The organism is Burkholderia sp. WSM2232 (assembly GCF_000472545.1).
Classification (GTDB): Bacteria; Pseudomonadota; Gammaproteobacteria; order Burkholderiales; family Burkholderiaceae; genus Paraburkholderia.
In genome coordinates, this window is the sequence record NZ_AWZV01000004.1 from 56,125 (window position 1) to 74,961 (window position 18,837).

General features: G+C 63.0%; 23 protein-coding genes and 1 pseudogene. 13 read left to right on the forward strand and 11 right to left on the reverse strand.

The annotated features are described in order from the left end of the window. Window positions 1-166 precede the first annotated feature (166 nt). Both F757_RS0102505 and F757_RS0102510 read left to right on the forward strand, forming a co-directional pair. Window positions 167-1,126: a hypothetical protein gene (locus tag F757_RS0102505; protein ID WP_156923492.1), complete on the forward strand. Its 960-nt coding sequence runs from the start codon at window positions 167-169 to the stop codon at window positions 1,124-1,126. After that, entirely contained in the window at window positions 1,123-2,322 is a 1,200-nt protein-coding gene (locus F757_RS0102510; protein ID WP_027210017.1) for a hypothetical protein, read from the forward strand. Before F757_RS0102505 ends, F757_RS0102510 begins: the two co-directional genes overlap by 4 nt. 286 nt (window positions 2,323-2,608) lie before the next feature. Here the strand turns inward: F757_RS0102510 and F757_RS0102515 are convergent, their stop codons facing one another. The 4 genes from F757_RS0102515 to F757_RS36410 all read right to left on the reverse strand — a co-directional run bounded on the left by F757_RS0102515 (window position 2,609) and on the right by F757_RS36410 (window position 4,180). Beyond that, complete coding sequence (locus F757_RS0102515) at window positions 2,609-2,908, reverse strand: hypothetical protein (protein ID WP_156923494.1); 300 nt, start codon at window positions 2,906-2,908, stop codon at window positions 2,609-2,611. A 61-nt stretch (window positions 2,909-2,969) separates the two neighbouring features. Beyond that, window positions 2,970-3,377: a RidA family protein gene (locus tag F757_RS0102520; RefSeq protein WP_027210019.1), complete on the reverse strand. Its 408-nt coding sequence runs from the start codon at window positions 3,375-3,377 to the stop codon at window positions 2,970-2,972. A 107-nt stretch (window positions 3,378-3,484) separates the two neighbouring features. Beyond that, complete coding sequence (locus F757_RS35615) at window positions 3,485-3,649, reverse strand: hypothetical protein (protein ID WP_156923496.1); 165 nt, start codon at window positions 3,647-3,649, stop codon at window positions 3,485-3,487. A 255-nt stretch (window positions 3,650-3,904) separates the two neighbouring features. After that, window positions 3,905-4,180, reverse strand: a complete 276-nt coding sequence (locus F757_RS36410; RefSeq protein WP_027210020.1) for a hypothetical protein — start codon at window positions 4,178-4,180, stop codon at window positions 3,905-3,907. Here F757_RS36410 and F757_RS36965 point away from each other — a divergent pair. Continuing rightward, window positions 4,065-4,595: a chorismate mutase gene (locus tag F757_RS36965; protein ID WP_035466133.1), complete on the forward strand. Its 531-nt coding sequence runs from the start codon at window positions 4,065-4,067 to the stop codon at window positions 4,593-4,595. The genes F757_RS36410 and F757_RS36965 overlap by 116 nt on opposite strands. Before the next feature lie 252 nt (window positions 4,596-4,847). On the opposite strand, the gene F757_RS36970 is transcribed toward F757_RS36965, so the two are convergent. Both F757_RS36970 and F757_RS0102540 read right to left on the reverse strand, forming a co-directional pair. Continuing rightward, window positions 4,848-4,985, reverse strand: coding sequence for an alpha/beta fold hydrolase (locus F757_RS36970; protein WP_442856624.1), 138 nt, complete (start codon window positions 4,983-4,985; stop codon window positions 4,848-4,850). 25 nt (window positions 4,986-5,010) lie between these two features. After that, window positions 5,011-5,610, reverse strand: a complete 600-nt coding sequence (locus tag F757_RS0102540; protein ID WP_035466135.1) for a TetR/AcrR family transcriptional regulator — start codon at window positions 5,608-5,610, stop codon at window positions 5,011-5,013. Between the two features lie 70 nt (window positions 5,611-5,680). On the opposite strand from F757_RS0102540, the gene bdcA reads away from it, so the two are divergent. From bdcA to F757_RS0102570, 7 genes and pseudogenes are all read left to right on the forward strand, one after another. After that, window positions 5,681-6,409, forward strand: coding sequence for an SDR family oxidoreductase (bdcA, locus tag F757_RS0102545; RefSeq protein ID WP_027210023.1), 729 nt, complete (start codon window positions 5,681-5,683; stop codon window positions 6,407-6,409). 15 nt (window positions 6,410-6,424) lie between these two features. Continuing rightward, window positions 6,425-6,739: an EthD family reductase gene (locus F757_RS0102550; protein ID WP_027210024.1), complete on the forward strand. Its 315-nt coding sequence runs from the start codon at window positions 6,425-6,427 to the stop codon at window positions 6,737-6,739. Window positions 6,740-6,752: 13 nt separating this feature from the next. Beyond that, on the forward strand, window positions 6,753-7,745 hold the full coding sequence (locus tag F757_RS0102555; protein ID WP_051376651.1) for an alpha/beta hydrolase: 993 nt from the start codon (window positions 6,753-6,755) through the stop codon (window positions 7,743-7,745). A gap of 15 nt (window positions 7,746-7,760) precedes the next feature. Further along, window positions 7,761-7,865: pseudogene (locus F757_RS36975) on the forward strand (NAD(P)-binding domain-containing protein); the annotation flags it as partial. Between the two features lie 58 nt (window positions 7,866-7,923). Continuing rightward, the gene (locus F757_RS36425; protein WP_027210026.1) at window positions 7,924-8,109 is read left to right on the forward strand and encodes a hypothetical protein; all 186 of its coding nucleotides are present in this window, start codon (window positions 7,924-7,926) and stop codon (window positions 8,107-8,109) included. Window positions 8,110-8,324: 215 nt separating this feature from the next. Then, entirely contained in the window at window positions 8,325-8,627 is a 303-nt protein-coding gene (locus tag F757_RS0102565) for an EthD family reductase (RefSeq protein WP_035466137.1), read from the forward strand. 32 nt (window positions 8,628-8,659) lie between these two features. Continuing rightward, window positions 8,660-9,406, forward strand: coding sequence for a glucose 1-dehydrogenase (locus F757_RS0102570; RefSeq protein WP_027210028.1), 747 nt, complete (start codon window positions 8,660-8,662; stop codon window positions 9,404-9,406). Window positions 9,407-9,570: 164 nt separating this feature from the next. Here F757_RS0102570 and F757_RS0102575 read toward each other — a convergent pair whose 3' ends face one another. From F757_RS0102575 to F757_RS0102585, 3 genes are all read right to left on the reverse strand, one after another. Further along, window positions 9,571-10,146 (reverse strand): DUF308 domain-containing protein, encoded by a 576-nt coding sequence (locus tag F757_RS0102575; protein ID WP_027210029.1) that lies wholly within the window; start codon window positions 10,144-10,146, stop codon window positions 9,571-9,573. 317 nt (window positions 10,147-10,463) lie between these two features. Beyond that, window positions 10,464-11,945 carry an MFS transporter gene (locus tag F757_RS0102580; protein WP_027210030.1) on the reverse strand — a complete coding sequence of 494 codons (1,482 nt, stop codon included), beginning with the start codon at window positions 11,943-11,945 and terminating at the stop codon, window positions 10,464-10,466. A gap of 48 nt (window positions 11,946-11,993) precedes the next feature. Then, the gene (locus F757_RS0102585; protein ID WP_027210031.1) at window positions 11,994-12,590 is read right to left on the reverse strand and encodes a TetR/AcrR family transcriptional regulator; all 597 of its coding nucleotides are present in this window, start codon (window positions 12,588-12,590) and stop codon (window positions 11,994-11,996) included. A 433-nt stretch (window positions 12,591-13,023) separates the two neighbouring features. On the opposite strand from F757_RS0102585, the gene F757_RS0102595 reads away from it, so the two are divergent. From F757_RS0102595 to F757_RS0102610, 3 genes are all read left to right on the forward strand, one after another. After that, the gene (locus F757_RS0102595) at window positions 13,024-14,508 is read left to right on the forward strand and encodes an HD domain-containing phosphohydrolase (RefSeq protein ID WP_027210033.1); all 1,485 of its coding nucleotides are present in this window, start codon (window positions 13,024-13,026) and stop codon (window positions 14,506-14,508) included. A 66-nt stretch (window positions 14,509-14,574) separates the two neighbouring features. Further along, complete coding sequence (locus F757_RS0102605; RefSeq protein WP_232221337.1) at window positions 14,575-15,246, forward strand: thioesterase family protein; 672 nt, start codon at window positions 14,575-14,577, stop codon at window positions 15,244-15,246. A gap of 309 nt (window positions 15,247-15,555) precedes the next feature. Next, window positions 15,556-15,744 (forward strand): hypothetical protein, encoded by a 189-nt coding sequence (locus F757_RS0102610; protein WP_027210035.1) that lies wholly within the window; start codon window positions 15,556-15,558, stop codon window positions 15,742-15,744. Between the two features lie 348 nt (window positions 15,745-16,092). Here F757_RS0102610 and F757_RS0102620 read toward each other — a convergent pair whose 3' ends face one another. Both F757_RS0102620 and F757_RS0102625 read right to left on the reverse strand, forming a co-directional pair. Next, window positions 16,093-17,409 (reverse strand): chloride channel protein, encoded by a 1,317-nt coding sequence (locus F757_RS0102620; RefSeq protein WP_027210037.1) that lies wholly within the window; start codon window positions 17,407-17,409, stop codon window positions 16,093-16,095. A 130-nt stretch (window positions 17,410-17,539) separates the two neighbouring features. After that, window positions 17,540-18,820: an HlyD family secretion protein gene (locus F757_RS0102625; RefSeq protein WP_027210038.1), complete on the reverse strand. Its 1,281-nt coding sequence runs from the start codon at window positions 18,818-18,820 to the stop codon at window positions 17,540-17,542. Window positions 18,821-18,837 lie beyond the last annotated feature (17 nt).

The window sequence follows — 18,837 nt, forward strand, 5'->3', positions numbered from 1 at the left end:
GGTGCATATCGCGGTCCAATGATTTTTTTGTTAGGCATAGGAATACGAGAGGCCAGCGCTTTCCTGCAAAAAGTCGTCCATCCGGCATTCGCTTCCGGTAAATCCTAAAGTTACAGGAAATAACGCCGTAAGACAGTGACTTTCGTTAGCTCACTGGAGCGTTTCCTTGAATTCTCGTTTGGGGTTCGGCTCTGGCCGATTACAGCCGCTCTGGCTGGCCGCGGTAATCCTCGCTGCAACGCAATTAGCAGCATGCGGCAATGGCGACGACGTGCACACCGTTCAGTCGACCACGCAGGCCGGCAAACTCCTGGTGGTGAATGGCGACGGTTCGGTTGCCAGTTGCGCAATCGACGCCAAGGGCATGCCCGGCCAATGCAGCTCGACGACGGCAGGTGATACCGGCCGTGGCGCAGCCAACGTGGCGGTGTTCGCCTCGCACGCATACGTGACGAATCTCGCGACGAACAGCGTGCACGTGTGCCCTGTGGACAACGTCGATCCGCAAAATAACTGCACGAATTACGGCAGCGACGCGGCGCTCGTGCAACCGCTCGGCGTCGCATTCAACGGCAATCGTGGCTACTTCGTCAACGCCAACAATACGGTGGCCTTCTGCCAGGTCGGCGGCGACGGCGCACTGTCTGCATGCGTGAGCCAGGACGGCGGCGGGGTCTTCAATGGCGCGAATGGCATTGCGATTCAGAATAACCTCGCATATGTCACCAACCAGGCCAACGACACAGTAGCGACCTGCAAGGTCGGCGCGGACGGATCGCTCGGCTCTTGCAGCGCGTCGGGGTCGAACCTGAGCGCACCGACCGGCATCGCCCTCACGGCCCGCTACGCGTACGTTACGAACACGGGAAACAGCTCGCTCGGCGTGTGCCCGATCAACAGTGATGGCAGCCTCGGCGCGTGCAGTCAGCTGTCCGGCGACGGCGCGTTCAACATTCCGAGCAGCATCACGATTAACGGCAACGTTGCGTATATCACGAACTTCGGCGACGACACGATTGCAATCTGCGCCGTCAACGGCGCGAGCGTCACGGACTGCTCGGCGGGCAGTGCCGATCAAGTCTTCTTCCAGGCCACCGGCTCTGCATTCGTGGCGGTGAAATCATGAAAACCATTCGCCCGGGCATGAATACCTTGATCGCGTCCCCCCTGCGCAAGCTCGCGCTGTGCGTCCCCGCTCTCCTGCTTGGCGCGAATGCGTACGGCGGCACCGACGCATACGTCAACTTCGTCAATCTGTCGCCGTATCAGGCCACTGTGTCGTTTCCGAACGAAGCGAAAAGCTGCTGGTACGACACCGGTGCCGACGCCGACGGCCGCATCGCCGAATATCAGGCGTACTACCGCTCAAATCAGGTGTCGAACGATTCGCTCACCGCCTACATGAAAGATTTCAAGGGCGCCTATGGCATCAAGGATTTTGCCACCGTGCCTGTCGCCGACATGAACGGCACACAGCAGACCATGGCGCCCGCGAAGTCGAAAGCGACTGCAAGCTCGGTTGCGTTTCGCGGCGAGACGTCGGCCTCGCTCTCCGACGGTTGCAAGACTAAGACCGCATCGCGCGGCTTCGATGTCACGCTCACCGATACGACGGGCAAGGTCGTCAGCAAAAAGCGCTACCAGATCGACGATCCGTCGACCGGCGCCTGGACGTTATCGCGCATGAAGGACGCCGACCTGACTGCTGTCGATCAGTCCATCAAGCTCGGCTCCGGCGGCCAGGCTTATCCGCTCGAATTCGCGGATGTCGCGATCACGGCCGGCCTGACGTATTTGACCATTCTGTCGATCGGCACCGCCGGGCCGGAGCTGTGGGCGGCGCGCATGATGTACACGGCCGTGTTCCGTCAGGCCGGATACAGTGGCCTGCGCCTCTTTGGGCGAACCACGTGGGAACTCGGTAAATTCGTGTTCGTCGGCGGTCTGCGCACGACAGCCTACGGCCGTGTCCGCGCGTTCGAGCCAGGGGTGTTCAGTGCCAAGGGCACGCAACTGGTCACCTTGCTGCTCAGCGACGGCGTGGTCGGCTGGGGCCGCGTGAAAATCATTGAAACCGGCAAGCAGCCGGAGCCGCAGTACGAGGAAACTGGCGACCCGGATTTTGCCCAGTTAGGCGTTGACTTGAGCAGCCCGCTGCTGATGGTCAATCGTGGATTGCCAGACAACCGCTCTGTCTGCGTGTACGAAACGAAGACGCTCGGCTTCTTTTCGGAATGTCGAATGGTCGGCATGAATCTGTCGATCATGCCGGACGGCTCGCTCGACTATCTGCCGCTGCCGCCGGTAGGTTCGGGCACCTGAAGTACATCGTGGAAATGTCGTGATATCGCGAGGCGCTGCTTTCGCAGCCGTGCATCATGGGCCGGATGGTCGGCCTCGGCGTATCGTCGATGGCCTCCTACGACGTCGGGCACGGCAGTGTAACGGCGAACCTGCTCTTTCTTCCAGGACTCGGACTTTGGGGGGCCGCGGCCGTGGTCTCTCGCTTTCGTCCTGCAGATTGACGTCACCTGCTTCCGGTCGTCACCTTCAATGAATCGCTTCAATTGTTCCTCCGAGCTTGAGGTGCTGCGCGAAGTTCAGGAGATCACGTGAGAGAATGAAGGTTCATGTCCATCGACGAGAACGAACCTCGCTGGGCCCTTGGTCGCCCGAGGATACGATTGCATACCTCGGCTACGAGCATCTTGGGCTCGACCCGTGAGGCCGAACAGGTCGCCACACTATTGGCTTCTGCCGATGCCATCATCGAACTCAAACTCGGGCCGAGCGCCTGGCGCGTGTTTTGACGCAGCCCCGGTCGGGTTGCGTCAGCCCCGTCCTTCAACTGATTGCCGAAAAACGACCGGTCAATCTCGGCTTCCAGAAAGCGGCCGGTCGTCAGCACGTACTCTCGCTGAGACATTGAAATATTGGCATCAAGCGGCGTGACTCAAACCTACGGCCGGTCACACCCTAGCAGCGCTTCCTTGTATCGCCACGCACTTGATTTCGGCCAGTAAGCCGGGATGTGCAAGCTCCGATACCCCAATCGCAGTCCACGCACACTTTCCACGCGGAAAAACGCGGTTCTTCACCTCGCGGAAGACCGACATGTGTACGCTCATTTGTACGTGGTAAGTCGTCATTTCGACAACGTCCTCAAACGTACAGCCCGCCGCATCGAGGAGTGTCTTTAGATTCTCCCAGCACGCGAGGAACTGTGCTTCAGGGTCGTGGATGACTTCAAGCTCACGTGTACGCCCGACTTGCCCAGCGCAAAAGACAGTTGTTCCTACTCTGACGGCTGGCGCATAGCCTGCGCGTTCAACGATCTGTTCCATTCCATTGGGGACAATGATTTCTCGGTCAATCATGCAAGGTTTCCTTCGTGATTCTGACGGGCAATTGGGCGTGCAAATCAACCTGACTATACGCGCGACCGCGTCTAATCCGCGCTAAGGCAGCCATCCGTGTGTCCCATTTACTCAAGCAACATGGCGTGACTGAGTGCAGCCTGATCGTTCTTCTCGTCGGTCTCGACGCAACGAGGAAAACTGGCGGCCGCCTCTTCGTGTCGCCCGGCCTCTTCAAGCAGGACCGTGCGGTTGTAGTGAAGCGGTTCCGCGTCCTTCTCGGCTAGCAGCATGTGGATAATGCAGCGAACGGTCCGTGACGTTTCTTCAGAATGTCTCGATTGCCTATCTTGTGAGAGACACCACGACGAAGACGCCTCGGCATCGAACGGCGCGCCTCACGAGCCGGAAATGCCTTGCACGTTGGGTCGGTCATTTGACCGATGTTCACCGGCTAAATGTCGCGCGATGCTTCAGTGCTGGAGAGGATCGTTTGGATACCAGGATGCATAAAGCGGCAAAAGGAAAACACGGCGTGGCCACGACTGCTACACAGGAATGGCCGCTCGGCGAGTGGCGTTCTGGCGATACCGGAACATATCTATCGAAGCGTGGAGCGTGTCGACTCCTGCACCGGAAAGAATTGTCCGCATCATGAAGTTCAGATCATGGAGATTTCGTCTTTTGACAAGTTCACTCGCCGCTGTCATGTTATCTGCATCGCTGTCGGCACCGGCCGCTCCACGAAACGCGTCGACGTTGAGCGCGCTATTGGATATGACGGCGGCGCGACTGCGAATCGCGAGGCAGGTCGCGCTGAGCAAGTGGGACTCCGGAAAGCCCGTGGAGGATGTGTCAAGAGAGTCTGCGGTGATCGCTGCCGCGGTAGAGGAGGCGCGAGCCAACGGAGTGCCGGCCAACCTGGCCGCACATTTTTTCGCGGACCAAATCGAAGCTAACAAGCTCGTCCAGTATGCCCTGCTGGCTGAATGGCGGCGTTCTGGTCAGGCGCCGGGCGATGCACGTGCGGACCTTGCGAAAGAAATACGTCCAGAACTTGACCGATTCCAGGAAGGGTTCATCCATGTGCTGGCGCGATCCGGTCAACTTCGGGACCGTGCCGACTGCAGCGAGCGCGTTTCTCGCGCCACTCGCGAGTACATCGCGACACATTCTCTGAGTTCGCTCTATGCACTTGCTATGGACCGCGCACTTGCTCGGGTTTGCGAGCGTGATTAGCTTGGCGGGCAACTTCAGGCGACTGACCCTGTGGGCGCAGAAGCGGCGTACCGACCGATGCCTCGGATGTTTTCATGACGTGTATAAAGCTGGCTGCAAGGCAAGCATGAGACTTCAATACTCGACCACACAAACATCGTTAGTCAGTGTACCTGGGCGGCTATCAGATACGGTGCATCGCGGGCGCGCCAGCGTGTCACTCGCTCGCAGATGAGGCGATCGAATGTGCGAGCGCCACGGGATATCGATACATCATCGCGTGGCCAGCCGGTCGACCACCAACAGGCGCGCATTCGGCAATAGTCGCTTCAACGCTTCTGCGGTTCGCTGCACAACTACCGTATCGTCGGTCCCACTCGCCACTAGCGTCGGAATGCGCAGGGAGCGCAGCGCTTTACCGGCCTCCTCGTTTGAGTCAACGCAGCAGACTTGCCAATCCTTCGCCGGCCGCTCGGGCGACCTTTACCAGCCGCGCCTGGTTCATTCCTTCGCGTGCGCTGCCGGACAGGCCCGACATGACGCTCGAAACGTAGTCCGTCACGACGCCTGCCTCGCGAGGATGAGTTCGCGCGACAAATTCACGAACCTGCGCACGGCGACGTTCCGCAACCCGTCGCGCCAGCACGGCGCTCTCGCTGTCGCCATGACCGCGTGCTGCTTCGAGCACCAGGCAACCTCTCCGGTCGGGGTCATGTGAGTAAGTCTTGGCCGCACGTACGAACAGCTCCGTCAGCGCCTCGTCCGGCCGCCGACCGTCGCGCAGGATATCCGTTAGCACGAGTTCGCTGCTTGCATACCGCTCCAGCACGCTTGCGAAGAAAGCCGCCTTGCTGCCGAACGCGGTATAGAAGCTCGGAGGGGTGACGCCGAGCGCGTTCGTCAGCGCGCTCAGGCCCACCGCATCGTAATCCGCTGCGTGGAACATCTGCTGGCCAATGGCAAGCGCGGTTTCTGGATCGAACGACCGAGGACGCCCGCGCCCCAGCTTCGCTGCAGTTTTTAAAGTAGTGACCACTATAAAATTCCCTTGCGTCGACGTTTCGTGAAATATATAGTGACCACTAGTTTAATTCAAGGAGCACGACGTGACGCTTTCGAACGACGCGCACTGGCGCGGCAAGACAGTGATGGTGATCGGCGGCAGTCGGGGTATCGGCGCGGCTATCGTGGCGGCCTTCGCGGAGGCCGGCGCGCAGGTCCGCTTCACCTATGCGGGTTCAGAAGACGCAGCCCGCTCGCTCGCGGAAAAGACTGGCGCGGTGGCCGTTCACGCGGATGCCGCCAATCGCACAGCGCTGCTCGATGCCGTCAAGGCTGCGGGCCCGCTCGACGTGTTCGTCTATAACGCGGGTGTGCTCGTGAGCGGCGATCCGCTTGCGCTCGATGCCGACGCGGTCGATCGCCTGATCGACGTGAACCTGCGCGGCGCGTATCACGCATCGGTGGAAGCGGCGCGGCGCATGCCGGAGGGCGGACGCATCGTGGCGATCGGTTCGGTGCACGGCGACACCATGCCGTTCGACGGCCTTGCTGCCTATGCGATGAGCAAGTCGGCGCTGCAAGGCATGGCCCGCGGTCTTGCGCGCGACTTTGGCCCGCGCGGCATCACGGTCAACGTGGTGCAGCCCGGCCCGACCGATACCGACATGAATCCCGCCGACGGCCCGCTCGTGCAATCGATGCATGACCAGATGGCCATCCGCCGTCACGGCACCGCGCACGAAGTCGCGAGCCTCGTCATGTATCTTGCCTCGCCGCCCGCGCGCGGCATCACGGGCGCGATGCACACCATCGACGGCGGCTTCGGCGCCTGAATCAGGGAGCACCCGATGTCGAACGATTCCACCGTCACGCTATACGTCACCTATACTGGCGCGCCCGGCGCGCGCTTCGATCGCGCGTATTACGTCGATCGTCACTTGCCGCTGGTGATGCGTCACTGGGCGCAATATGGCCTGACCGGCGTCGCCGCGTTCTTTCCGGCGATGGAGCAGCCCGGGGCGCTGGCGATCTGCGAGTGCCGGTTCCGCGACGATGCCGCGGTCGATGCCGCGTTCACGTCGCCCGAAGCTGCGCAAGTGATGGCTGATGTGCCGCGTTTCACCGATATTGCACCGCGCCGCCTGCGCGCGATGATGCTATGAGAGCGCGATACGCATGAGCACATATTTCGAGCCGTGGGAGCACGCGCCGGTGCGCGCGATCCGGCGCGGTCATTTCTGGATTCCGGGCGAACGCGTGACGAGCGGCGGCCGCACGTGCCAGCGCGGGCCGATGTATGTCGAATGGCAGGCGCCCGCAAGCGTCACACGCCAATGGCCAGTCGTGCTGATGCACGGCGGCGGCTTTCAGGGCACCGAATGGTTCGATACGCCGGACGGCCGGCCCGGTTGGGCCCAGCGTCTGGTGGAAGCGGGCTATGCGGTGCTGGTGGTGGACCGGCCGGGGCACGGACGCTCGCCGTATCACGTCGATACGCTGGGGCCGATGGGACCACCGTTCTCTTACGAAGGCGGTCGTCAGATCTATTTTCCAGGCGACGATGCGCGACACACGCAATGGCCGTTCGCCGTCCAGGACGGCGACGCGATGGATGCGTTCATCGCCGGCTACGGTCCGCTGCCGGCCGACCTCGAAGCATCGCAGACCATGGACGCGGATCGCACCGCCGCGCTGCTCGACCGCACCGGCCCGGCGATCCTGATCACGCATTCGGCGTCGGGGCCAGACGGCTGGCTCGTCGCGGATCGTCGTCCGCAGCTCGTCAGGGCGATCGCGGCCATCGAACCGATGGGTCCGCCGTTCGCCACGATCCCCAACATCGGCGAAATGCGCTGGGGCCCGGCGGCCGCGCCGCTGCGTTTCCAGCCGCCCGTGAGCGATCCTGCGACGCTGCGGCACGCGCGGCCCGGCGAGTTCCGGCTGCCATCGCTGGCGCACACGCCCATTCTCATCGTAACCGCCGAGGCATCGGCGTTCGGGGCGGCCAGTCCGCCGACCGCCGCGTTTCTGAATGCGTGCGGCGCCTCGGCGCAGGTGTTGAATCTCGCCGATCGCGGCGTGCACGGCAACGGACACGGTCTGATCTACGAAAAGAACTCCGACGCGACGCTCGCGCCGGTGCTCGAATGGTTCGCATCTCTTGATTGAACAGGAGCGAACATCATGGATATAGGGATCGTCGGACTAGACGCGATGGGACGCGCGATGGCGCGCAATCTGGCGCGCGCGGGACATGACGTGAAAGCGTGGAATCGCTCGGGCGGTTCGGTCGACGGCGTGACGATGGTCGCGTCGCCCGTGGAAGCCTTGCAAGGCGACGCTCGGCTTGAAGGATTTGCGCCTGGCATCCGAAGCGGCTCCGGAAGCAGGGCGCGTGCTGCCGATGCTGGCAGCCGTTCATGGCCGGATGGCGCCGACAGTCGAGGCGGGCATGGGCGACCGGGACTGGTCGGCGATGGCTGTACTGAGCGTCGGGCCGCCGGCTCTTCAGTCTGCATGCGGCAATCCCTAAACGGAGGTCAACGGCCCTTTGCGAGGACGTCTTCTTTCGAGGTAAGACGCAGCGGGCGATCCACGAGTGCAATTGCTATATCGCGATTTCGGCTCGACGCGATTTAACACGACGAGCGGCGTTGTTGCGCTGCAGGGGCACCGAAAATGGGGGGACTCCTCTCAACCCTATCCCCAAGCGCCTTCATCTTCAATCTTTAACTGATCGGGAAAAGGATGACCAAACTGATTGTCGTATGCACTGGCGACAAAAGCACCCGGTTCGACCGGAACTACTACGCGACCCAACACCTTTCGCTGGCGATGGAGTGCTGGGGGCGGTATGGCCTCGAGGCGGCTGACGCGTTCTACCCCGCTGGCGAAGGCGACGGATGGGTATCTATCGGGGTGTATCGATTTCGGGATTCCGCGGCGATCGAGGCGGCTCTTGCTTCGCCGGAGATGGAACGCATCATGGCGGACGTGAACAACTTCACGGACTCTCCCTTGGTTATGCGCACGATCTTCTCGCCTCTCTAAACACCGAACCTGGCCTATTCCGGAATCAATCCATGAACAAGCTAAAAGACAAGGTCGCCATCGTGACGGGCGCTTCGAAAGGTATCGGCGCGGGCATAGCCCGCCAGCTTGCGGCAGACGGCGCAAAGGTCGTCGTCAACTACGCATCGAGCAAGAGTGGCGCTGACGAGGTCGTCGCCGACATAGAAGCGGCTGGTGGAAAGGCGGTGGCAGTGCGTGCGGATGTCACCAAAGAGGCGGACGTGGACGCGCTGATAAGAGGCGCCATCGACACCTTTGGGCGTTTGGATATCGTGGTGAACAACTCCGGTGTCTATCAGTTCGCGAAGATAGAAGAGACCACAGAAGCGCTCTATCGCATGCAGTTCGACATCAACGTTCTCGGGCCGCTACTGGTCGCGGGTGCCGCGGCGCCGCATCTGGGTGAGGGCGCCAGCATAATCAACATCAGCTCGAACGTTACCGCTGTTCTGCCGGCCGGGAGCGCTATCTACAGCGGCACGAAAGGTGCCGTTAACGCGATCACTGGGGTGCTCGCGCGCGAACTTGGCCCACGCGGAATCAGGGTCAATGCCGTGAACCCTGGCTTGATCGAAACGGAAGGCACCCACGCTGCGGGGGCGATCGGTTCGGAGTTCCACGCGTGGAACGAGGCCCGGACACCTCTTGGTCGCATCGGACAAGTACAAGACATCGCGCCGATCGTCTCTTACCTCGCATCGGACGATGCGCGCTGGGTGACCGGCGAGATCATCTTCGGTTCGGGAGGCATGCGCTGAGTGTGTGAAGTACGCCGCACGCTGAAGTGGTGCTCCCTTCGTGACGGGGCGTTTTCTTCTCGTTGGCTATCCGCGCTCAGACCGTGCGCCGGCAGGAGGGTGGGTAGCCAATGGGAGGGTTTGTGGAAGCCTCGTCAGTGCGTACAGCAAGCGAATCCCGAGCATCACGAATTGCTGTGCCGCATCCGCCGCACCTGCAGCCAGATGGCCGATATCAGGAAATAGAGGGCGCCGATCGCCGCGTAGCCTGCGATCTTCACGATCGCGGGCGGCACGGAAGCGTGGCTTTGGACAATGCAAAACAAGCCTGCCAGCGCCGATTGCGCACCGCTCAGGACCATCACCCACTGTGCGCCCACATGCTTCCAGCGACGCACGGCGGTGCCGAGCTGAAGCGCACCGGAGAGCATCGCCCAGATGCCGAACACCGTGAGTACCGCGTGCATGCCCGCATTCAACGCCGCAAATACCGCCAGGGTCGCGGCGGCGCTGATCGCGACGTTGACCGCCTGCGTACGGTTGGCCGCCGCCCCGCCGCTGCGAGCCAGGTCAACGAAATTGGCGAGCGCGTCCCAAGCCGGATAAACGACTAGCAGGATCGCCGCGCAGGCCGCACTCTGCCGCCCGACGGAAAAAGCCAGAGCGACCCAGATCAGCGAGAATATCGCCCGGGAGAAGTAGTACCGTTTCAGCCAGCCGCCATCGGCTGGGGCGTTGAATTCGGAGGGGCGGTTGATCATTTGCATTCCTTTGTACATCGAATCGTCGTTCCGGCCGGCGCGCACGGGCGTGGCCGCCATGCGGATGCGGCTCTGACCGGATATCCAGGGCGTCGAGTATCTCAATCGTCGGGGCCTGCCGCTATCGGTCGGATGTCCGATGGCGAAGGTTCGTTGGCTGCCCGAACCGCTGCCAGGATTTTTCCACTAGCAGAGCGTGTCGCTCGACGTAGTAACGGAAATCGAACCGCGAGCCGGCGGCTCGGCGGCAGGAACAGCGAAATACGTAAGAACACTCCAGACCGGCCCGGTGCAGCGATGACTCTCGAGACGGGCGACTACAGCCGTTTGCGTTCCGGGCCGAAACCCGGACGCGCGGCCGCCCGCCCCGAGGCCGGCGCGGCGGGCGCGCGTGCAAGCGAGATGCCCAGCGCGGCGCCGACGGCGAGGAACAACGAGATCGAGAGCAGCGCAACGATGAACGCGTGCGCAATGGCGGCCGGATCCTGGCGCGTGCCGAGGACCGTATAGAAAATGCCGCCGATGATCGCGACGCTGAGCGACGTACTGACCTGCAGCGTCGAACTGGCGATGCCGGCGATCATGCCGGAAAGCGCCGGTGCGACGCGCCCGGTCACCATGCGCATCAGCGTGGGCAGCGCGAGCCCCTGTCCGAAGCCGATGACAAACAGCACGGCGGCGAGCGGCACGGCGGCAAGCGGCATCCCGACCGGCGTGACACCGACCAACCACGCGAGGCCGACGAGCCCGACGACCTCCAGCGCCATGCCGAACGGATTGACGTAAGCGCCGATGAGACGTGCGCAGAAGGGCGTCGACAACGGGCCGAGCAAGAACCCCACGCCGAACGGCAAGAACACGAGGCCCGCGCTCAGCGCATCGACGTGCAATGCATTCTGCAGATACACCGAGAACAGCAGAAAGAACGCGCCGATCGCGTACAGCAGCAGCGCGATCAGCAACGCCCGTCCCAGCCCCGGCGTGCGCAGCGCGGCCGGATCGAGCAGCGGCGCGCCGCCGCGGCTGCCCAGCCTGCGCTCGTAGCGCCAGAAGAACGCGGCGAGGGCCGGCACTGCGATCATCGACACCCATGACCATACGGGCCAGCCCGCCTCGCGGCCCTCGATCAGCGGCACGATCAGCGCGCCCAGCGTCAGGATCGACAGCGCGGTGCCGCCGAGATCGAGCTTGCGCGCATGCTGCGCACGCGTTTCCTTCAACAGCGGAACGCCGAACAGCACGACCAGAATCGCCAGCGGCAGGTTGACGAGGAAGATCGTGCGCCACCCCAGGTTGAACAGGTTCAGCGAGATCAGGATGCCGCCCAGCGCCTGCCCGACCACGGCGGCAAGGCCGAACACCGCGCCGTACAGGCTGAGCGCGAGCGGCTTTTCCGTTTCCGGGAAGATGGCCTGGATCGAAGCAAGCGCCTGCGGCGCCATAATTGCGGCCGTCACGCCCTGCAACGCACGACCGACGATGAGCGTCCACGGCGAGCTCGCGAGGCCGCACAGCGTCGAAGCCGTCGCAAAGCCGATCAACCCGAGAAAGAACATGCGGCCGCGGCCGAACAGGTCGCCTAACCGTCCGCCGGTAATCAGCGTCACCGCGTACAGCCCAGCATATGACGAAATGACCAGTTGCTCGGCCGATGACGAAGCGCCAAGCTCCGCGCGGATCGACGGCAGCGCGACGTTGATGATGAAGAAATCCAGCGGCGGCAGGAACGCGCCGACGAGCAGGACAGAAAACATGGCCCAGCGACGCGGGTCGGCTGGGACGGGATCATTTCGTGACATGAACGGCTCTCCATAAGGAACCAACTGGTTCCAAAATAAATAAAAAAATTAGTCGAGGAGGCGCATGGTGCGGTCGACCAGCGCGAGCATGTCGCGCTCCGGCACGCCGGTTTTCCCCAACACGCGCATGCCCTCGATCTGGCAGACGAGCAAACGCGCCAGCACCTGTTCGTCCTGCTCGGCGATGTCGCCGCTCGCCTGGCCGCGGACGATCGCACTCGCATAGAGCTGCTGCAAGCGCCGGAACATGCGCCCCGTGCGCTCGGCGACGTCGGCGTCGCGCGCGGCCAGTTCGGTGGTCATCGCGACCACCAGACAGCCCCGCCGACCCGCCTCGCCGACAGACAGGTACGCATAGCGCAGCAGCGAATCGCGAATCGCATCCTTGACGGGGCCGGGTTGCGACAGGATGTCCGCGGTCGCCTTGAGCCCGTCGGCCATGTACAGGTCGAGCGCCGCCAGCAGCAGCGCCTTCTTGTCGCCGAATGCCTTGTAGAGACTGCCGCGCGACAAGCCGGTGCCGGCCATCAGGTCGGGCAGGGACGCGCCTTCATATCCGCGGTCCCAGAAAACGTCCATCGCGTCGCGCGCTGCATCGCCAAGATCGAATTCGCGGGGGCGGCCTACGCCAGCGGGATTTGCCATCGGTCAGTTCCGCAAACAATGCGGTGCATGGAAGTGGAACCGATTATATGGACTGATCGGTTCCGATGTCAATGTCTGCATGTCGGCAGGATGCGGCCTTGCTCGCGAGCGCGCCGTCATTGACCGGTCGCATGTCGGCCGTGGCGTCGGCGAGCCGTGCAGGCGCAGCGCGGGGAGGGCCATGGGTGCTGCTCCATTTGTTCGACGCGGTACGCGTTCGGGAAGCCGGGCAGCGCGCTCACTTGCGCGCGTCGTTCGCCGACGGCAAGGTGATGCTGGCGCTCGTTCCGGGCAACGCGAACAATCCGTTCCTGCCGGCCGTCATGACACGTTTCGGTGACCGAATCATTGCAAGCGGGGTGCGGTGCGCAGCGCGATGCGAATCGTAAGCTTCGCGTATGATCTGTGGCGATCACCACAATCTTCCGCACTCATGCCCACGTTCGACGTCGATGCCAACCAGACCGCGCTGCGGGTATTCGATTCGGTAAGAGCGCTGGCGTTTGTCGGCGACCTCAGCATGGGGCAGCCCACGGACCATTCATTGCGCACCGGCTGGCTGGCGGCACGGCTCGCCCGCGCAGCCGGGCTCGATTCCCAGGCTTGCGATACGGTGCGCGAGGTAGCGCTGCTGCGCTGGTCGGGCTGCACCGCGAACGCGTCGGGCTTCGCCGAAGTGTTCGGCGACGATATTGCGATCAGAGCGACGATGCTCGATGGACGATCGGACTGGGCCGCGCGGCTGGAGGCGCTGGGCGGCGCGGCGTCCGTCATGCTGCCGCTTGCGGAAACCCACTGCGAGGTATCGGGAGAGATCGCGAGTATGTCGGGCCTTTCCGGCATGACGGTAACGTCGCTCCGTCATATTTTCGAAACGTGGGACGGCTTCGGGTTTCCCGCGAAAATGGCTCGCGAGTCGGTGCCGATGTCAGTGTTCGTCGTTGCGCTGGCGGGCGATCTGGAGGTATTCGGTCGAACTTACGGCACCGAACGGGCGCTCGAGCTCATCACGCAACGCTCCGACAGTCGATATCCAGCCTGTCTCGTCGCAACGGCCGTCAGTAATGCAAGCGGTTGGCTCGATGAGCTCGGGCGCGCGACGCTCGCCGATTTCGACGCTGAATTGATCACGCCCGACATGCAACGGCCGACCTCGGCCGAGCTGATCGCCGATGTGATCGATCTCAAGTTGCCGTGGATGACGGGCTTTTCGCGTGCGGTCGCGACGACTGCAGCAGCGTGCTGCGTTCGGCTTGCACTCGATCAAACCGCGCAAACCCGCGTCTACCATGCTGCGTTGATTCACGGTATAGGCCGAGCCGCCGTCCCCAACGAGGTGTGGAATCAGCGTGAGACATTGGCTGCCAGTGCCTGGGAAAAGATTCGGCTGGTGCCTTACTGGACGGCGCGCGCCGGCAGGCAAACCGGCGCCCTCGCCGAGGCCGCCGGCCTCGCTTCCTACGCGTACGAAAGGCAGGACGGCTCTGGATATTTTCGCGGCGTTGCCGGACACGCGTTGACGCTCGAGGCAAGTGTGCTGGCTGCCTCGGTCGCGTGGGTGGCTCTGCGTTCGCCGAGGCCCTGGCGCGACGCATTGTCGGCGGAGGCTGCCGGGAAGATCTTGCGCGAGGAGGTCGAGCGCGGAAGATTGAGCGACGTAGCGGTCGACGCGATCGTGGCGCAGGCGCCTGCGAGGGGACGATCCGCGAAACGCGCCACGCACAGAGCGCGCCTGTCGGCGCGGGAGATGGACGTGCTGCGTGTGATCTCGCGTGGCGCGAGTAACAAGGAAGCAGCCCGCGAGCTGGCAATGAGCCCAAGCACCGTGCGCACGCACGTCGAGAGCATGTTTCGCAAGCTCGATTGCTCGACTCGCGCGGCAGCCACGCTTAAAGCGTCGGCGATGGGGCTGCTGTAGCGATAATGCCTGGCCCGTCGGGCCGTATAGCGATTCGGCGATGTCGCCGTCGCGCGGACAGCCAGCGTGGGGCAGTCACTCGAACGGTATCGGTCATCCGACCGATATGCGCGTTATGGCTTGCCGCATAACGTGGAGCGCTTCGATTTCTTCCCGTTCGGTGCAGATCGCGTGATGCGCACGCTTTTGCGAAGGCATCGTCAAAACCCGTCACTCATGAATCTACTGCTGCGTTTGTGCCTTACGTTCTTGCTCAGTCGGCGTCGGCAGAGATTGCACGTCCTCGACACCTGCGTCACGCCGTTCCGCGTGTGGCCCAACGATCTCGATGTGCTGCGCCACATGACCAATGGTCGATACTTCGCCATTCTCGATCTGGGGCGAATCGATCTATTGCTCCGCTCGCGGGTCTGGCAACGCGTCAATGCGCGGAGGTGGTATCCCGTCGTCACGCTCGAGACAATGCGGTTTCATCGATCGCTGCATCTGTGGGAACGCTACGACGTCACAACGCGTGTGATCGGGTGGGACGAAAAGCATGTGTTTCTGGAGCAAGGGTTCAGCCGTAGCGGCACCCAGGTCGCGCTCGGCGTCGTGCGAACGAGGTTCCTGAAACGCGGTGGTGCCAGCGTGCCGACCAACGAACTACTGGCGTGGATCGGCGTGACTCAGCCATCGCCCGATCTGCCCCAATGGGTCGTCCGATGGAGTCGGGCCGAGGTCGGGATGGATAGTTGATGGTTGGGTTGCAACTGCCGCGACCGCCCACAACAGGGTGGACGTCGTGAACATCGTCGTGCCAGGAAAGAGTGCATTCTTTTCCACGGCCCGGTGCATCATGATTCTCTGCTTTGTGCTGTGCCTCATGGTCCAGTTTGTTCAAGTTGGCAAGCTTGCATATGACACAAGCGGTTCGCCTATCAGTCGCAGCCCGCAACCGCGTAAGCTAAGTACATGACGCTTATGGATAAGCGGCGTCGCGAAGCATTGGCGACAGCAACGGCTCCAGACGAAGGCAATGATGTGCGTCGTCGGTCGGCGCGCGAGATGCTCGTCGTCTTCCTTCTCGCGCTCGGCATCGCGTCAATCTGCTTCGGACTTTACAGCCTGATTCAAGCATTCGACGTTTTCGATCGTCCGATGCCGTTCAAGATCTGGTTCTCGCGCGCCCTCGTCGCGCTCGCGACGGGACTGCTCGCCTTGCATATCGGTGGAAAGGGCGCAGAGACGCTCTAGGGCGCGGTCATGGGATGAAAGTGCGGCCAGGTTTTGCCGTTCGACACCTTATCTGCATCGTCGACACCCACGCTACTACGATCGTAACGCAGCAGACCGTGCGCAATACTCGCGAAATCAAACCGCCGTTTGCGGGGCCTGCGGTGAGCGAGCGTCAATCGGCGCGTTTCGCTGGTCTTTCTCGAACTGGAGATCGCGAGTGTCTGTGCATAACGCTGTGCTGCTTCCATTCATGGCAACCGATCCATGGGGAATCGACGTGCAGCCCGAACCCGGCGGGAGTTCACGCAGCCACGAGCAGCCGCAAGCAGTTGCGTGCTCTGCGTCGTGACGACCCCAGGCCGCCCGTCAAGCGCGGCCGGATGGCAGTGCTTCGGGCGCCGACGCCACGGCATGCAGACGCGCCTGCAGTTGCGGAATGGCGTAATACATCGCCACCGAGCCGCCGACCGCCAGCATCAATGGGAACAGCAAATCGTGATTCGCGTGCGTGAACTCAATGATCAGCACCACCGCGGTGAGCGGCATCTGCATCGAAGCAGCCAGGAACGCTCCGGCACCGATGATTGCGGCCGCGCCCGCCGGCACCCCCGGTAGCAGATGATTCCACACGCCCGCCAGCACGACCGCGAGTAGCGCGCCATTGGTGAGCCCGGGCGTGAGCAGGCCGCCTTCTGCGCCGGCGCGCAGGCTCGATGCTTCGATGGTGACTTTCAGCATGAGCAGCGTGGCCGCGAGCGAGATGTTCACGTCACCGCCGAACGACAACGCAGCTGCGCCTTTGCCGTTGCCGGCGAGCTGCGGAAAATGGCCCACCAGGACGCCGATCACCACGAAATTGAGCAGCGAAAGAATGATGAGACGCGATCCGCGCGGCGCATTTGCGCGTGCGCTCGACGTGAGCATGACGAAGAATCGCGCGGCCAGCCCGAACAGGGGACCGCACAGCGCGGCCCACACAGTCAGCGCCATGCTGCTGCGAAATGCTGGAACCACATACTGTTGTTCGTTGCCGAGTCCGATCCAGGCGACGACGGCGGCGATGGTCGACGTGACAATGGCGGCGACTATCGCGCGCGGTGCGAACGTGCCGAGTAGGACCTCGATGACGAACACGGCGCCGCCCAGTGGCACGTTGTAGACAGCGGCAAGGCCTGCGCCTGCGCCACATGCCACCAGCAGGCGGCAATCATCCACCGCGAGGCCGGCGCGAGCGGCAATACGGCCCGCCAGAAGCGAGCCGATCTCGCGCGGAGCGACTTCGCGTCCCAGCGGCGACCCGAGCGCGACGGTGATGATCTGCAGCAGCGCATGTACGATCGTGCTGACGACCGGCATACGCGGATCAGACGATGCGACCGCTTTGCGTATGCTGATCAGCGGCTTGCCGAAACGATACAACGCGGCCCATCCAACACCCGCGATCAGTCCACAAGCGGCCAGAACGGCCAGGCGCCTTTCGGACGAAGCAGCGCTCACTCCTTGCAGGAACGACTCGGCTCCGATGAGATGCGTTGTCGAGTAGCCATAGGCAATGTGCTGCACGCCATGCAGCAGGAGCGCAAGCCCCGCGCCGCCAAGCCCCGCTCCAACGCCTGTACAAGCCAGCGCGACGATGAAAGCGGGCAGGGAACTGCGGGAGTCCGGGTGAGGGGGCAAGGTCATGATCGTCACGCGATTAGGGATTTCCCGAATAATACGTCCCGAATAAAATGCATGCAGTGAATTGTTCGAATCTACTCATGTACGCAGTGCATGGATCGCCTGTTCCGCTCTCGCTCGCTCATGCATGAGCTCAACCCGCCTGTGTCTTCGCCTCTCTGGACAATATGCGTGGCGCGGACGTCTGCGACCGGGCAGCCGTTGCGGGTGCAACCAGTGCGTTCTGTTTGATGATCCGCTCGATTGCGGCATCGGCCTGATTCTCGTAGCCGGTAAAGACGTCGGTCCGATAGCGCGTGTTTTGCGCTGCGCCGAGCTGCGAGCCGGATTCGTCGCGGGTATCGACATCGACCACCATCGACAAACCGATGCGCAGAGGATGCGCGGCCAGTTCGGCGGGATCGAGTGCGATGCGTACCGGCAACCGCTGCACGATCTTGATCCAGTTGCCGGTGGCGTTCTGCGCGGGCAGCGTCGCGAATGCACTGCCCGTGCCGGCTGAGAATCCTTCAATATGGCCGTGGTAACGAATGCTGCTGCCGTAGACATCGGAGGTCAGGGTGACGGGCTGACCGATGCGCATGTGCTTGAGCTGCACTTCCTTGAAATTGGCATCGACCCAGACGCCGTCGAGCGGCACGATCGCCATGAGCGGCGTGCCGGGCGCCACGCGCTGGCCAACCTGGACCTGACGTTGAGCGACATAGCCGGTTACCGGTGCGGGCAGGGTATCGCGCGCGTACGCAAGCCACGCGGTGCGCACCTTGGCGGCGGCAGCCTGCACGTCCGGATGCAGCTCGACGGTGGTGCGGTCGGTGAGCGCCTGGTTGGCGTTGCCCTGTTGACGCGCCGCGTCGAGTGCAGCCTGCGCGACGCTGACCGCGTCGCGGGCATGCGCGATGTCCTCGGCCGAGACCGCGCCCGTGTCGGCGACCGCTTGACGTCGGCGCAGGTCGTCGCGGGCGCGTGCAAGGTCCGCTTCGCGTTGTGCGACGTTCGCGGCGTAGAAGCCGTTGTTCGCATAGAGCCCACTCACGCGTCGCACGGTCTGGCCCAACTGCGCTTCTGCATCGGCGAGCGCGAGCTTCGCGTCGGCCGGATCGAGCGCGACAACGGGCGCGCCCATTTTCACGATCTGTGTGTCGTCCGTGTTGACGGCGATCACCGTACCGGTGACCTGCGGCGTCAGTTGCACGAGGTTGCCATTGACGTATGCGTCGTCGGTCTGCTGGTGAAAACGGCCCTCGGTGAAATAGTAGGCGCCATATGCCACGGCGGCGATGGCAACAGCGGCGGCGAGCAGCGCAATCAGACGCTTGCGGCGTGCCGGAGGGGTGGCGGACGCCTGCCCCTTGCTCTCTTGTTCGTCATTCGGGTCGTCCAGCTTGCGGCCGGATGTCATAGAATCGCTCATTGCAGTTCTCCTGAAGT